Genomic DNA, 14,734 nt, shown 5'->3' on the forward strand with positions numbered 1-14,734 from the left:
TTGTGCCGGGGCACGCAGTCCATGCGTTCGGGCAAGCCGATCGTTGGTAGGTTTTTTTGTTGTTTGGGGAAAGGGAATGTGGATACATGAAGAAGCTCGCGAAATTCGCAGTCCTCCCTGCGTTGGGTCTCCTGTCGAGCCCGGGTGACGTGTCGGCTGGGGCGACCACGAGCGCCGGGGCGTGCTTCGTGTCCTCGGAAACGACCGTGTTTCGAGCGAACAACGGCCTGACAAACCTCTTGAGCGGCGCGCAGGCCGTCACTTGCCCGATCCCCGTAGATCATCAGCTCGGAGGAACGGTGACCTTCCGGATCCGCATGTTTGATCACAACTCCGACTCCGCGGACGACGCGAACGTGATGTGTATCGGAAGCGTGTACGATCAGGACGGCAATGGTGTCGGCGATACTCCAATCATAACGTCAGGGACCGGAACCTTCACCGGCTTCGTGACGAAGACCGCCTCGATCACCGTCTCGCCGCAGAGCGCTTCGCACACGTACGCCGTGACTTGCTTGCTTCCAGGGGGTGGATGGTCTGGTATCAGCACGGTGCGCGTCTTCTGAGTCGAGCCAGCCGAGTCGAGCCACGTAGGCCATGAGCTCTGGACGTCCACGCGGGGGACCGGTGATCGAACGACGACCGCACTGGCTGCTCATCCTGCTGGCTGGCATCGCAGCGTCGGCGGGCGCATACGTCTGGGGGCGCGCTTCGGCGCCCCCGGCGAGCGAGCGCGAGGGCGCCTTGCGCGCGGAGGACGGCCAGCGAATCGCGGCCCTGGAACGCGAGGTCCGCAGGCTGCGCGCCGCGACGTCGAAGGCAGCCGTCCCTTCGCAGCAGGACTCGGCTGGCGAGAATGCGGTCGAGCCCTTCGGCTCCGTCCGGCCTCGCGACCGCGATGAGCAGGACGGCGACAGCTTCGACAGCACGGGCGCGCACGAGCAGCTCGATCCCGAGGAAGAAGAGCGTTCGTTGCGCGAGGCGCGGATCAAATTCTGGGACGGGTTGAGCGATCGCGTCAACACCGAGCCGGCCGACCCAGCATGGCGTCGTGAGACAGCGCCGGCGATCGCACGGTTGATCCCCGAGCAGCTGGGGCCACAGGTCAGCGTCGACGAGGTTGTCTGTTCTTCCAGCATCTGTCGCGCGAAGCTGACCCACCCCGAATGGCCACGCATCCCCGGCGACAAGCTCGTCCAGCTCAGCTTGCGCCGCGGATCGCTGGGGACGATGGAGCTCCAGATGGATACTCGGCAGGAGGGCGCCACCGTTCTGTTCTTCTTGCGTAGAGAACGAGCGCCCGCGGACCACGAGCTGTGAAGTTCGCTCGGTGCCGCACAGGGTGAGCGCACCCTGGCCCGGGGGATTGGGCGACGATATCTTGCGTTCCCGGCGCGGCCCGAGCGCGATCCCGATGCTCACCCTGGCACAACCGGGCCCATTCCATGCCGGGGGGCCCGCATGCACCCGAGCGATGACCAGCTGCCCCTGTGCTCGTGGGCCTGGGAACAGGCGCTTGCTGGGGTGTGAAATCGCTGGATTGGCCGGTTGGCGTGACGATCGCGGGACGCCTCCCTCGCGGATGCGGCGCAACGGTACGCGCCGTGCAAAGCGCCCCCTGCAAGGAGGCGACCGTTGACTCTCAAGAGCATGACCTTCACCGCAATCTGCGGCTTCCTTGCGTTGGCTGGCTGCGACGGCACGCTGGTCGATGCCGGCGGCACCGGCGGCACCGGCGGCACCGGCGGGGCCAGCAGCTCGAGCGGCACCGGCGGCACCGGCGGGGCCAGCAGCTCGAGCGGCGCCGGCGGCACTGGCGGGGCCAGCAGCTCGAGCGGCGCCGGCGGCATCGGCGGGGCCAGCAGCTCGAGCGGCGCCGGCGGCATCGGCGGGGCCAGCAGCTCGAGCGGCGTCGGCGGCACCGGCGGGGCCAGCAGCTCGAGCGGTACCGGCGGGGACACCGCCGGTTGCCCGGAGGACCTGCCGCCTGATCCACTGGAGGCGTGCAGCACGTCAGAGAAATGCGTCTACGACGGCCTGTACAACGGGTGCGCCAACAAGGTGCGCGTGGAGGCGAGCTGCGTCGAAGGTGAATGGCACGTCCTGTGGCCCGTGACGTGCGAGCCCTTGCCTGCAAGCCTGAAGTGCGATCCATTCGGCACGTGGCTGGTGGAGCCAGGCGAGTTCGTCGGCGATGGCGTGGAGACGCTGTCCTTGTACGGTGGACCGTTCAAAGTGAGCGTCTCCGTCGGGGAGAATGGGCTCGTCTACCTCCTGAACCACAAGGGATGGACGCTCTCTGCAGACGGCTGCTTGCTGGACGTCTTCACCGCTTTCCCGCTGCAATGCATCATGGACGAGGGGGAAGTATTCTGCGACGCTTTCAGGCGGGACACGATCATCGACTTCTCCAAGATGCCTCCCGAGGCATCGATCCGCGTCACCGTCGAGGGCGAGGCCTCGGGCGAGGCGACCGCCACAGCCACCGTGACGAAGGAAATGTGACAAGCCGCGCCAGCGTGCGCCTCGATTCAGGAGCTCGGCCGCTGCCGAGCCCCTGGAGCACGCAGGCGTCAAGGTCCACAGGGCGGCGCGGCGCCGCCGCCCGTCACTGGCAGGGCGGGTCGCCGAGCGCCGCGGCGCAGAGCGTCGGATCCTCGAACGCGCGGCTCACGTAGAGCAGCCGGCAGGCGACCGTGGCGCCCTCGGCGCTCGCGACGGCGTAGCCGGAGTCGTGGCCCGCCCCCGACACGTCGCCGCAGTCGAGCTCGCACGCGCCCCGGTCCTCGAAGATCTCATCGAACGCCTCCTTGCACGCCGCCTCGAGCAGCGTGCAGTACGACGCGCAGTTGCCCGTCGTCGTGGAGTCGCCGTCGAGCCCGCAATGGCCGTCGCCGCCCGGCCCCGCGTGCCCGCAGTGGGTGTCCGGGGCCAGCAGCGCGCTGTAGGCGTGGTACTGGCGGCAGCCCACCGTGTTCTCGCTCCGGTCCTCCGTCCCGCCCGGCGGGAGCGCCCCGCAGACGGCGAGGCACTGCTCGACGGAGTCGTAGACGGCCAGGTCGTCCTCGCAGGACGTCATGACCACCCGGCAGAAGTCCTCGCAGCTCGGCTCGGTCCCCTCCGGCTCGATGCACGGCTCCACCGGCATCAGGCTCGCGTGGTCGCAGTGCTCGTCGGGGTCCACCGTCGCGGAGCTCACGTGCACGAGCCGGCATTGCAGCGTGTCGCCCTCGTGGTTCTCGATGGCGTCGAACCCCTCGACGTCCCGGAGCCCCGCGCACTTGGCGACGCACTCCTCCTGCGTGGGGAGCTCGGGCGTGCACGCCGCCGCCTGCAGCGCGCAGTAGCTCTCGCAGTCGGTCCCGCACTCCCCGTCGCCGCCAGGGCCCGCCGCCGGACAGTGCACCGCCGGCTCGTCGGTGAGCCCCGCCAGCTCCGCCTGGCGCGCGCGGCAGGCGAGCGTGTTGTCCACCGGCTCCAGCGGATCGCCCGCCGGGAGCGCCGCGCACACGCCGTGGCAGGTGTCCAGCGTGGAGTACACCTGGTTCTCGCCCGTGCAGTTCGCCATCACGTCGGCGCAGTACGACGCGCACGCCTCGCTCACGGGAGAAGGCTCCGGCTCCTCCTCCGGCGGAACATAGGTGCGGTCCTCGATGCCGGCGATGGCGTGGCAGCCGAGCCAGCCGAAGAGCGCCGGCGGGGCGAGCAGGACGAGCGGCAAGAGCCCGGTCGTGAGGGGGCGCCTCATTGGAACGTCCCTCCGACGCGCAGCCCGATGTTGCGCGCGCCCACGATCGGCCCCACCTCGACCCGCGACGATGGCCGCGGCGCCACGAAGTACAGCACCGCGCCGCCGGCGAGCGCGGCCGCCCCGAGCCCGAACGCGATGTTCGAGCCGGTGGCGGCGCTGCTGGCCTCCTCGGTCAGCGTCACGCCGCGCGGATCCTCGCACGTGCTGCCGCCCTTGCAGTAGCCCTCGGCGTCGCCGTTCTTCGAGATGGCCTTCACGCCGAAGAACGTCCCCACGCCGAGCCCCACGACGCCCGCGCCGCCCACGACCAGGCCGATCAGGCGCATCGTGTCGCCCCGCGACCCCGCCGGCGCTGGCGCCTGCGCCGGAGCAGGCGCCGGCGCCGGCGCGCCGACCGCGGGCGCGGCGACCTCCGCCTCGCTCGGCGCCGGCTTGACCAGGTCGGGCGGCGGCCCCTCGAGCTGCTTGAGCGCCGGCACGTCGACGTTCGCCGACGCCTTGTTGCTCCCGAGCTTCACCGTCGTCTTCCAGGTCTCATGACCCGGCGCGCTCGCCTCGATCGCGATCTCGCCCGGATCCACCGGGATCGCGATGCCGAAGATCGCCGGCTCGACCGGCTTTCCGGCGGAGCGCACCGCGAACCCCTGGAGGGCGAGGTTCTCCGGGGCGACGCCGATGCTCAGCTTGGACAGGCCCGGCTCCAGCCGGGCGGCCCTCGCCTGCGCCTTGCGGGAGCGCTCGGCCTGGCCCGCGGCCCTCGACTCCGACGCGGCCTGGCGGAACGTGGCCCAGGCGCTCGCCGTGCGGCCGGTGTTCTCGTAGCACTCGGCCAGGTAGAGCAGCGTGCCGATCCCCGGGTCGATGCGGTGGCTCTGCTCCAGCCTCGGGCACGCCTCCTCGCTGCGCCCCTGCTTCATCAGATCGAGCGCCGCGTCGAAGAGCGCCTCCGCCGTCGCCTTCTCGGCGGCGCTCGGCTCCGCCCGCGCGGGGAGCGCCCCGGAGATCAACGCCGCGCACAGACCCAGCGCGACGGGGTGTGCGGTGCTTCGCTGATGCCGTCTCATTCGTCCTGTACTCTCCTCCAAGCTGGCCGCGACGGCGTCCAAGGGCCGTCGCCCGGTTGACGCGGGCGCCGCGCTCAGCGCCGCCCGCCGAAGTCGCTGATCGTGGTGTTCCGGCGCGGCTCCTGCTGCGCGCCCGCGCCGGGCTGCGGGCGCTCGGCGGGGCGTGCCGCCGCGCTCGCCGGCGGCGCGGCCGGCCGGGAGGCGGGAGGCGGGCTGGAGGCCGCCGCCGGCGCGGCGGCGCTGCCGGCGGCCGCGGGCAGCTCGGGCGCGGCGGCGCTGCCGACGGCTGCGGGCGGCTCCGGCGCGGCGGCGCTGCCGGTGGCCACGGGCGGCTCCGGCGCGGCGGTCGCGCCGGGCGGGGCGGCGCTCGCGGCGCCTGGCGCGGCTCCGGGCGCGGGATCCTGCGCGGCGGCGCCGGGCAGCTGCGTGGCCGCCGGCGCGGGGGGCTGTTCGCCGCCGGCGGTGCTCCCGGGGCGCACGAAGAGGAAGAGCAGGGCGCCGAACGAGAACGCGGCCAGCGCGGCGCCGACCGCGAGGGCGACGCCGACGAGCGCCCCCTTGCGCCCCGCGCGCGGCACCTGGCCCGTGTTGCTCCACGAGCTCACCGCGGGCCCCGTGTCCGCCGACGCCGCGGGCGACGGCGCGCCGTGCGGCACGGACAGGCGCGCTCCGGCGACCTGCCCGCCGGTCGCCGCGCCGGGCGGAGGGAGCGAGATGCCGGGCTGGCTGAACGCTGACGGCCGACCGCCCGGGAGGCCGAGCACGCGGCGCGCCCGCTCGACGTGCACGTGGCTCCCGGCCGGGCCGAACGCGAGGAGCGCCGCCGCCAGATCGCCGACGTTCCTCCACCGCTGCTCGGGGTCCTTGGCGAGGCAGTGCATCACCACCGCGTCGAGCTCGCGCGGCACGTCCGCGCGCAGCTGCGCCATCGTGGGGGGCGTCTCGTGGAGCAGCGACGCGAAGAGCTGCGGCACCGAGTCGCCGTTGTAGGGCGTCCGGCCGATCAGCATCTCGTACACGATGACGCCGAGCGCCCAGATGTCGGTGCGCGCGTCCACGTCCTTGGCGCAGCGCACTTGCTCCGGGGACATGTAGAGCGGCGAGCCGAGGAGCGCCGCCGTCTTGGTCAGCGCGAGCTCGTCGCGCGAGCCGCCGAGCATCGATTTGGAGATCCCGAAATCGAGCACCTTGATGATCCGCCCGCCGTCGGGCCGGCGCGCGAGGAACAGGTTGGCCGGCTTGAGATCGCGGTGGACGATCCCCGCGGCGTGCGCCTCGGCCATCGCCTCGATGGCCTCGAGGACGTACCCGACGGCCTCCACCACGGGCAGCGAACCTCGCGCGCGGATCTCCTCCGCGAGGTTGTTCCCCTCGAGGAACTCCATGACCATGTAGGGCATTCCGCCCTGCATCGAGCCGACGTCGAGGACGCGCGCCACGTGCTCGCTCTTGATCCTGGCCAGCGCGCGCGCCTCGCGCCGGAACCGCTCCGCCGGGTCGCCGCCCTCGGTCCCGGGCGAGTGCAGGAACTTCATCGCGACCCGCTGATCGAGCTCCAGGTGCCACGCGGCGACGATCGTGCCCATCGCGCCTGCGCCAACGATCTGCTCCACGCGGTATTTGCCCGCCAGCACATCGCCTATCGCAACGGGAGCCGCCACCATGGCCCGTAGGCTAGCCGAGATCCGAGGGGATCACCTACTCCGGAGCGCCGTGCCCTGCGCGCAGGACACAAAGCTCCGGCGAGCCGCGCCGCCCCGGCGGAACTGTCGGAGCTGTGCGCCCGGACACGCGCGCCCGGGCATGCCGCGGGCGGCTCGACGCTCGGCGCCCGCCCGGCGAGGCGATCACGGGCGCGTCAGCGCGACGCCCTCGACGCAGCGCCAGCGCTCGGTCGGCCCATCCACGGCCCACAGCTCGAGCCGCTCGGCCCACGCTCGGTCGCCTCCGAGCGAGCGCACCCGCGGATCCGCGGCGAGCGACCGGCGGCGGTCTTCCGGCAGGTCGCCGTAGACGAGGCTCACGTGCGGGCGAAAGGGGCTCTCGCCGGCGCCGAGCGCGGCCTGCGCGGCGCGGCGCAGCGCCGCGAGCGGCTCGGTGAGCGCCACGTCGAGGAACACGCACTGGTGGCGGGAGGCGCCGACGGCGGGGCCGCGCGCCTCGAGCTCCACGGGGTGGAGGGCGCCCTCGAGCTCGCCGAGCTGCGCGGCCAGCGCGGCGCCGTCGCCGCGCAGCCCGGAGACCAGGGTGAGGTGCGGCGCGAACGCGGGCCCGCCGGTCTCCCGGGCGAGCGCCGCGATGAGCTCCCGGAGCCGCGCGGCCGGCGCGCCGCCGGGGACGAGCCACAGGGCGAACGCCTTGTCCTCTGCCATCGCCGGCTCCCTCGCGCCGCCGGGCCCCGGAGGCAAGCGCCGGCGCGCTCGGGGCAGGCGCCCGCGTCACGCGCGCGCCGCGAGGCGCCGCTCGATGTGGCCGATCGCCGTCGCCACGCCGTCCTCGCCGCGGATCTTGCGGCCGAGCTCCTCGGCGCGCCGCCGCATGCCGGCGTCGGTCGCGGCGGCGTAGATCGCGGCCGCGAGCGCCTCGGCGGTGAGGCGCGGCCGCGGGATGGCGCGCGGGCCGACGCCGAGCTCCTCGACGCGCCGACCCCAGTAGAGCTGGTCGCCGAGGTGCGGGACGACCACCGCGGGCCGCCCGGCGCGCAGGCACGAGGCCACGGTGCCGGCGCCCCCGTGGATCACGGCCGCGGCGACGCGCGGGTACAGCCAGTCGTGCGGCACGGCGTCGATCCGCAGGATCGAGTCCGGGAGCGCGGCGTCGCCGAGCCCGGCCCAGCCCGAGAGCAGGACCGCGCGCCGGCCGCTCCGCACGACCGCGTCGACGAGGAGCCGGGTGGTCGCGGCGGGATCGTGGGACGTCATGCTGCCGAAGCCGACGGCGACGGGCGGCTCGCCCGCCGCGAGGAACCGCTCGAGCGCCTCGGGCGGCCGGTATGCGCCGCCCTCGTCGAGGAACCAGTAGCCCGTCGTGTGGAAGCCGGGCGGCCAGTCCGGGGCGCGCGGGACCACGTGGGCGCTGTAGCCGTGGACGACCAGCGTGCGGCGCAGCGTGGCCAGGTACGCGCGCCGGCCCTGCGGCGGCAGGCCGAGCCGCGCCCGCACGCGGTTCGTCACGCCGGCGTACCAGCGCCACACCGTCGGCTCGATCAGGAGCTTGCCCACGAGGAGGTTGAGCGCGCTGTCGCCGCGCGGCACCGGGGCGACCATCGCGGTCGGGCCGTTGCGCGTGGCCAGGATCGAGGGCTGGAGCGGCATGCTGACCTGCACCGCGCCGGAGGCCTCGGCGATCGACGCCGCGTACGTGTCCGAGGTGAAGCTGCTCAGGATGAGCTCGGCGCCCTCGCAGGCGCGCAGCGCGTCCTCGGACATCTCCGCGCCGTAGCGATCGATGATCTGCTGCAGGATCCGCGGCTGGGCCAGGGGATCGGTGCCGCGCGCCACCCACGCCTTGCCGAGGTCGCTCTCCATGATGTCGACGGTGTCGACGCTCGCCGGGATCGCCGTGAGCCCGTGCGCCTCGATCCAGCCCTGGAAGCTCTTGCCGGCGAGGACGCGGACGTCGTGGCCGCGGGCGGCGAGCGCCTTGCCGAGCGCGATCGCGGGCTGGACGTCGCCCCGGGTCCCGACGGCGAGCACGGTGGTCTTCATGCGGGGCCGCTCGCCTCAGAGCGCCTTCCAGGACGCCTCGCCGGACGGCAGCCGCGGCGGCTCGACCGACAGGATGTAGTCGACGCGGCGGTTGCGCGGCTCGTCCACCTGGTCCGCGGTCTTCACGAGCGGCGCCGACTCGCCGAGCCCCTCGAACGCGACCGGGAGCTTCAGGCCGCGGCCCTTGAACCAGGCGGCGATCGCGCGCGCGCGCCGCCGCGACAGGGCGAGGTTGTGCTCCGCGCTGCCGACGGTATCGGTGTGGCCGACGATGAACAGGGTGATCTTGCCGAGCTCGCTGGTCTTCGCGACGACCTCCGAGATCTTCTGGAGGCTCGCCTCCAGCTTGGGCACCTCGGGCGCCCGGATGACATCGGAGTTGGTCTCGAACTGCACCTCTTCGTGGGGGATGCTCACGTTCCACGGGAGGATCGCGACCCCCGCCCAGTAGCCCTGGGTGTCGTGGCCGTACACCTCGATGCGCGCGACGGTCTCGTCGCTCGAGGGCGTCCAGGTCACGGTGAGCGGCGTGCCGGCCGCGGCCCCGCCGAACGGCTTCTCCTCCTCGGCGAGGACGGCGCCCGACTGGCCGACGACCTTGATGCGCACCTTGGCGGCGGCGCGCGACAGCTTGACCTCGATCTGGCGGCCCTTGAGGTCCACCTTCGACCGGTCGATCGTCACCTCCAGCGCGGGCGGCCTCGGGGCCTTTTCGCCCTGCGCGGGCGCGGGTGCTGGGCCGTCGCCTCGGGCGGCGGCGGGGGCGAGCAGCGAGGCGGCGAGGAGCAGGGCCGGGAGATGGCGCATGGGGACCTCATCTCGGAGGGTGAGGGAAGTGAGGAAGACGGGCCGAGTATACCACCGGGACGCCGGGCCCGCGCCGGCGGGCGTCCGGCGCGCCGCGCGATTTTGCCCGCTTCCCCCCGCGCGCTTCTCTGCGCCGCGGCAGCGCGCTTCTCTGCGCCGCGGCAGCGCGCTTCTCTGCGCCGCGGCGGCGCGCTTCTCTGCGCCGCGCCGGCGCGGCGGTGGCGGTCGCCGGCGCGATCCCGTAGTGTCCGCGGGCGTCGAGCGGCGCCCCTGCGTGGCTCTCCGGCGCACCAGCGCACATGGCAGTCACCATTTTCGATCTCTTCAAGATCGGCATCGGGCCGAGCAGCTCGCACACGGTCGGCCCGATGCGCGCCGCGCGGATGTTCGCGGTGGATCTCGACGCGTCGGGCCTGCTCGACCGCACCGCGTCGGTCCGGGTGGAGCTGTTCGGCTCGCTCGGCGCCACGGGCCGCGGCCACGGCAGCGACAAGGCCGTCATCCTCGGGCTCATGGGCGAGACGCCGGATGGCGTGGACGTCGAGCGCGCGGGCGAGGTCGTCGAGGGCGTGCGCCGGAGCGGCCGGCTGTCGCTGCTCGCCCGGCACGAGATCGGCTTCGAGGTGAAGGGGCATCTGGCCTTCTTGCACCGGAGCTTGCCTTTCCATCCGAACGGCATGCGCTTCACCGCGCTGGACCAGGGCGGCGCCCCGCTGCGCGTGCGCGTGTATTACTCGGTGGGCGGCGGCTTCGTTGTGAACGAGGCCGCGGCGAAGGGGGAGAATCCGATCGAGGAGGACGCGACGCCGCTCCCGTATCCGTTCCACAGCGCCGCGGAGCTGCTCGCGGCGTGCGCGGCCGGGGGCCTGTCGATCAGCCAGGTCATGCTGGAGAACGAGAAGGTCTTCCGTCCGGAGGCGGAGATCCGGGCGGGCCTCCTGCGGATCTGGGAGGTGATGCAGGAGTGCGTGCGGCGCGGCTTCCGGACAGAGGGCGTGTTGCCGGGCGGCCTCAAGGTGGCGCGCCGCGCGCCGGCGCTGTACCGCAAGCTCATCGAGAGCCCCGAGGCGGGCCTCCGAGATCCGCTGACGGCGATGGACTGGGTGAGCCTCTACGCGCTCGCCGTGAGCGAGGAGAACGCCGCCGGAGGCCGCGTCGTGACGGCGCCGACCAACGGCGCGGCGGGGATCATCCCGGCGGTCCTGCACTATTACCGGCGCTTCGTGCCGACGTCGACGGACGAGGGGGTGATCCGGTTCTTGCTGACGGCGGGCGCCATCGGCCTTCTTTACAAGGAGAACGCGTCGATCAGCGGCGCGGAGGTGGGGTGTCAGGGCGAGGTGGGCTCCGCGTGCTCGATGGCCGCGGGCGCGCTGGCCGAGGGGCTGGGCGGCACGCCGGCGCAGGTGGAGAACGCGGCCGAGATCGCGATGGAGCACAACCTCGGGCTGACGTGCGATCCGGTGGGCGGGCTCGTCCAGGTGCCGTGCATCGAGCGCAACGCGATGGCCGCGATCAAGGCGATCAGCGCCGCGCGCATGGCGCTGCACGGCGACGGGGCGCATTTCGTGAGCCTCGACAAGGTGATCAAGACGATGCGCGACACGGGCGCGGACATGGAGTCGAAGTACAAGGAGACGGCGCGCGGCGGCCTCGCGGTGAACGTGGTCGAGGTGCCGCTCGAGGTCGGGGTCCACCTGCCGGAGTGCTAGCCCCGCGCCGCTGGACGCTCCTTCTTTTGAAGGACTCCGAGTATTCTCTCACCTCAAAGCCTGTCTCCGCTCCCCGAGACCGGTGACCTGACGGTGTGGGCAGATAGAGACATCGTTCATCGGTGACTCGCCGCACGTCCGCGAGAGCTCGATCGTGCGTCTCGATACCTTCGCGTAGAAGGCAAAGGATTCTTTCGTCGCACCGTCGAGGGTCAAGTGGGGAATCGGCTTGGGCCTGCTCCTGGCCCCTGGCGCGGGCGAAGAGGACGATTGCCAGCTGCGGCCGGAGGGATCGAGGCCCTCGAAAAGGACGCAGAGAGCTCGTTCGGCGGCAAGCCGTCGAAGCAGCGCGGAGGCCGCACGCCCGGCGCGTTCCGCCAGAGTCAAGAATTTTCAAGGCCCGAAAAAGTCCACCTGAGCGGTGCGCGCACCGCGCGGACGCCACGAAATAAGACAGAATCGACTTGAGACGATCGGCAAAGTGGGGAATAACCACAGTGGCACTCGCGGGTCGGGCCCTCGTCCGCCACCCCGTCGCCCGACCCCGGCGGTGTCCTGCTTCACGGTCCCTTCACGAGGAGCGCTCAACATGCGTCTACGCACCGCACGTCCCACGATCTCTTTGGCCTTGTTCGCAGCGCTGCCTTTGGCGCTCGCCGCCTGCGGCACCGGAGACGGAGGATCGGATCCTGCCGGTTCAGGAGGAAGCTCTTCAGTCGGCACAGGGAGCGTCGGCAGCAGCGGCACCGGAGGGGCGTCGACGGGCACTGGCGGAGCGTCCTCTTCGGGTGGTGCCCCGACCGGGACGGGCGGCGGCGTAACGACGGGCGAGGCCAGCAGCGGTGGTGGAGGCCCGGTCGGAACGGGCGGAGCGCCGGGAACCGGTGGTACCGATGGCAGCGGCGGCGGCGACGCCGTGAGCGCCGAGTGGGGCCAGGTGGAAGACCCTGGAGCCGGGTGCGCCGTCGGACCGATGCCGAGCGTCGGCTCGCTCACGGCGAACGCGAAGCTGCCGGACCCCTTCAAGAAGATGGACGGCACCCGCATCGCCGACAAGAGCGGGTGGGCCTGCCGGCGCGAAGAGATCCTCCAGCAAGCCTACAAGTTCATCTACGGCGACAAGCCCGTCCCGGCAGAGGGAGCCGTGTCCGGTACCGTGAGCGACAGCAGGATCACGGTCCAGGTCAACGATGGCGGCGGCAGCGGCTCGTTCAACCTCACCGTGAACATGAACGGTGCGACGGCGCCCGCCCCGGCCATCATCGGCTATGGCGGCCTGAGCGGCATGCCAGTCCCGAGAGGCGTCGCGACGATCACCTTCACCGCGGTGGAGTCGACCGGCGGCAGCGGCGCGAAGAACGGGCCGTTCTACAGCGTGTACGGCTCGGACCATCCCGCGGGGTACCTCACGGCGCAGGCCTGGCAGATCAGCCGCGTCCTCGACGTCTTGGAGCAGAACCCCGGCGTCATCGATCCGCGCCGGGTGGGTGTGACGGGCTGCTCACGCTGGGGCAAGGGGGCCTTCGTCGCCGGCGCGCTCGACAACCGCATCGCCTTGACCATCCCGGTGGAGTCGGGTCTCGGGGGCACGGTCGGCCTGCGCCTCGTCGAGGTGCTCGACAGCTACAGCGGCTCCGAGTGGCCCTATCATGGCATCAGCTACGTCCGCTGGCTCTCGGAGGTGGCGCTCGGCCAGTTCACCACGGGCAACAACGCCGGGGCCGACAACACGAACAAGCTCCCCGTCGACATGCACGAGATGATGGGCCTCATCGCGCCACGCGGCCTCTACATCGTGGACAACCCGAGCACCATGTACAACGGGCTCGATCGGAACTCGGCGTGGGTCACCGCCAACGTCGGCAAGATGATCTTCGAGGCGCTCGGCGTCGGAGACCATATGGCCTACACGGGCGCGGGTGGGAGCCACTGCAGCTGGCGCTCGCAGTACACTGCGTCCCTCAACGCGATGATCGACAAGTTCCTGCTGGGCAAGGACGCCACGGCGACGGGCGCTTTCGCCACGGACCTGCCCAACAAGCCCAACCACCTGGACCACATCGACTGGACACCGCCGACGCTCACCGGCGAGCTTTGATCGAGCGCAGAGGAGGTAGCCCATGAATCATAGCTCGTTTCAAGCTCTCGGGGTCGCCCTGGCCCTGACGCTGGGTGCTTGCGGCCCTGGCGAAGGTGGTGACGCCGCGGGAGGCACCGGAGGTGGTGGAGCCTCGGGCAGCGCGGGCTCGGGCGGCCAGAGCCCCGCGGGAGGCACCGGCGGCGCGCCGCAAGCGACCGGCGGCGCCTCATCGGGCGGCGGCAGCGCGACGTCGACCGGCGGGGCGGGGCCGAGCGGCGGCACCTCCAGCGGCGGTGGATCCGGAGCGGCCACCGGCGGAGCGTCGGGGTCGGGCGGCGCTCCGGGGGGCGAATGCACGCGCGAGCTCCTGGATGGCCTCCTGGACGACTACTTCGCCGCCCTCGCCGCCGGGGATCCTTCCAGCCTACCCTTGGCAGAAGGCGTGAAGTTCACCGAAAACGCCGTGCAGGCCGAGATCGGCACGACGGACTTCTGGAAGAACGCTGGCGAGGTGAAGCATTCGCAGCGCGCCCTGGACACCGAGGCGTGCAGCGTCGGCGCTCAGGCGGTGATCCCGGAAGGCGGGAGGGATCTCCCCGTCGCCCTCCGCATCAAGGTGGAAGGCTCGGAGATGACGGAGATCGAGACGATCGTCGTCCGCGCGGGCGACTACACGGCGTCCTTCGCGGTCGCGTCGGATCCCGCCGCGATCATCGCCATCGCGGACGACATCGGATGGCACGACGAGGTCCCGGAGGCCGAGCGGGCCACGCGGGAAGAGCTGACGAGCTGGATCGACAAGTACTTCCGCGCGTTCCCCGCCGGCGTCTGCGACGTCACGGCAGCCTGCAAGCGCCTGGAGAACGGCGGCGGCAACTTCTCTTGCCGCGCCGGAGCGTCCTGCAGCGCCGGCGATCCTGGGTCCGGCGGCACGTTCATCCCGCGCGTCATCCTGGCCGACGAGGTGCGCGGCATCGCCATCGGTCTCACCGTGTTCGACTTCATGACGGACGGGCATCTGGACATGCATATGATCAAGATGTCCGGCGGTGAGGTGCACGCCGTGCACGCCATCCTGCGCGACACGAACGGCGTGTCCGGCTGGGAGTGATGGCGACCTCCCTCGCCGCTCGCGTCGAACCGCCGCGGGAGCCCCGCGGCGCACGCTCCGCAACAGGTCACCGTCGCGGCCCGCGGTGGCAGGCCGCCTTGTCGTTTCTCCTCGGGGTCGTGGTCGCTGTCTCAGCGTGCGCCAGCTCGATCCGCGTCGGGGGGGCGGGGACCGGACGCGAGGCGCCGCGCAGCTCACCGCTCGCCTCGAACGCCGGCGGGTCGGCCGAAGACGCCGGCGCTCCGGCACAAGAGCCCCCTCCGCAGCCGCCGAGCACCGAACGTCAGCCCGCGGAGAGCCCAGCCGCGCCGGCCGCCGGCGTCCAGCAGGCGGCCGCGCCGCGCTGTGATGCGCTCGCGCGCTGTGGTGAACATGGCCTCTGTCCCGCGGGGAGCCAATGCTTCGATCTCAAGCGCTGCGGGGGCACGGTGTGCACCACGGTGGAAGCGGCTTGCGCCATCGAATGCGGACGTCCGGGGTGCATGCTGCTCAAGAGCCTGCC

At 72.3% G+C, this 14,734-nt stretch carries 12 protein-coding genes; 6 read left to right on the plus strand and 6 right to left on the minus strand.

Annotated features, from left to right (window positions below):
- The first annotated feature begins 86 nt into the window (after positions 1-86).
- The 3 genes from WME98_RS35630 to WME98_RS35640 all read left to right on the plus strand — a co-directional run bounded on the left by WME98_RS35630 (position 87) and on the right by WME98_RS35640 (position 2,505).
- A complete protein-coding gene (locus WME98_RS35630; RefSeq protein WP_437946077.1) occupies positions 87-566 on the plus strand; it encodes a hypothetical protein in 480 nt (159 codons plus the stop codon).
- 61 nt (positions 567-627) lie between these two features.
- Entirely contained in the window at positions 628-1,320 is a 693-nt protein-coding gene (locus tag WME98_RS35635) for a hypothetical protein (RefSeq protein ID WP_437946078.1), read from the plus strand.
- 315 nt (positions 1,321-1,635) lie between these two features.
- Positions 1,636-2,505 carry a hypothetical protein gene (locus WME98_RS35640; protein WP_437946079.1) on the plus strand — a complete coding sequence of 290 codons (870 nt, stop codon included), beginning with the start codon at positions 1,636-1,638 and terminating at the stop codon, positions 2,503-2,505.
- A gap of 103 nt (positions 2,506-2,608) precedes the next feature.
- Here the strand turns inward: WME98_RS35640 and WME98_RS35645 are convergent, their stop codons facing one another.
- From WME98_RS35645 to WME98_RS35670, 6 genes are all read right to left on the minus strand, one after another.
- Positions 2,609-3,748 carry a hypothetical protein gene (locus tag WME98_RS35645; RefSeq protein ID WP_437946080.1) on the minus strand — a complete coding sequence of 380 codons (1,140 nt, stop codon included), beginning with the start codon at positions 3,746-3,748 and terminating at the stop codon, positions 2,609-2,611.
- Positions 3,745-4,815 (minus strand): hypothetical protein, encoded by a 1,071-nt coding sequence (locus tag WME98_RS35650; protein WP_437946081.1) that lies wholly within the window; start codon positions 4,813-4,815, stop codon positions 3,745-3,747. The genes WME98_RS35645 and WME98_RS35650 overlap by 4 nt, the downstream gene beginning before the upstream one ends.
- 74 nt (positions 4,816-4,889) lie before the next feature.
- Positions 4,890-6,449 carry a serine/threonine-protein kinase gene (locus WME98_RS35655; protein ID WP_437946082.1) on the minus strand — a complete coding sequence of 520 codons (1,560 nt, stop codon included), beginning with the start codon at positions 6,447-6,449 and terminating at the stop codon, positions 4,890-4,892.
- Positions 6,450-6,662: 213 nt separating this feature from the next.
- Positions 6,663-7,187 carry a 2'-5' RNA ligase family protein gene (locus tag WME98_RS35660; RefSeq protein ID WP_437946083.1) on the minus strand — a complete coding sequence of 175 codons (525 nt, stop codon included), beginning with the start codon at positions 7,185-7,187 and terminating at the stop codon, positions 6,663-6,665.
- 66 nt (positions 7,188-7,253) lie between these two features.
- Positions 7,254-8,522, minus strand: coding sequence for a glycosyltransferase (locus WME98_RS35665; RefSeq protein ID WP_437946084.1), 1,269 nt, complete (start codon positions 8,520-8,522; stop codon positions 7,254-7,256).
- Between the two features lie 15 nt (positions 8,523-8,537).
- Positions 8,538-9,329, minus strand: a complete 792-nt coding sequence (locus WME98_RS35670) for an OmpA family protein (protein ID WP_020734248.1) — start codon at positions 9,327-9,329, stop codon at positions 8,538-8,540.
- Positions 9,330-9,628: 299 nt separating this feature from the next.
- Between WME98_RS35670 and WME98_RS35675 the strand changes: the two genes are divergently transcribed.
- The 3 genes from WME98_RS35675 (at position 9,629) to WME98_RS35685 (ending at position 14,232) form a co-directional block, all read left to right on the plus strand.
- Positions 9,629-11,041, plus strand: a complete 1,413-nt coding sequence (locus WME98_RS35675) for an L-serine ammonia-lyase (protein WP_061624263.1) — start codon at positions 9,629-9,631, stop codon at positions 11,039-11,041.
- 916 nt (positions 11,042-11,957) lie between these two features.
- A complete protein-coding gene (locus WME98_RS35680; protein WP_437946085.1) occupies positions 11,958-13,139 on the plus strand; it encodes a glucuronyl esterase domain-containing protein in 1,182 nt (393 codons plus the stop codon).
- A gap of 22 nt (positions 13,140-13,161) precedes the next feature.
- Positions 13,162-14,232 (plus strand): hypothetical protein, encoded by a 1,071-nt coding sequence (locus WME98_RS35685; RefSeq protein WP_437946086.1) that lies wholly within the window; start codon positions 13,162-13,164, stop codon positions 14,230-14,232.
- The last annotated feature ends 502 nt before the right edge of the window (positions 14,233-14,734 follow it).

Source organism: Sorangium sp. So ce296 (assembly GCF_051529605.1).
GTDB classification, from domain to species: domain Bacteria; phylum Myxococcota_A; class Polyangia; order Polyangiales; family Polyangiaceae; genus Sorangium; species Sorangium cellulosum_D.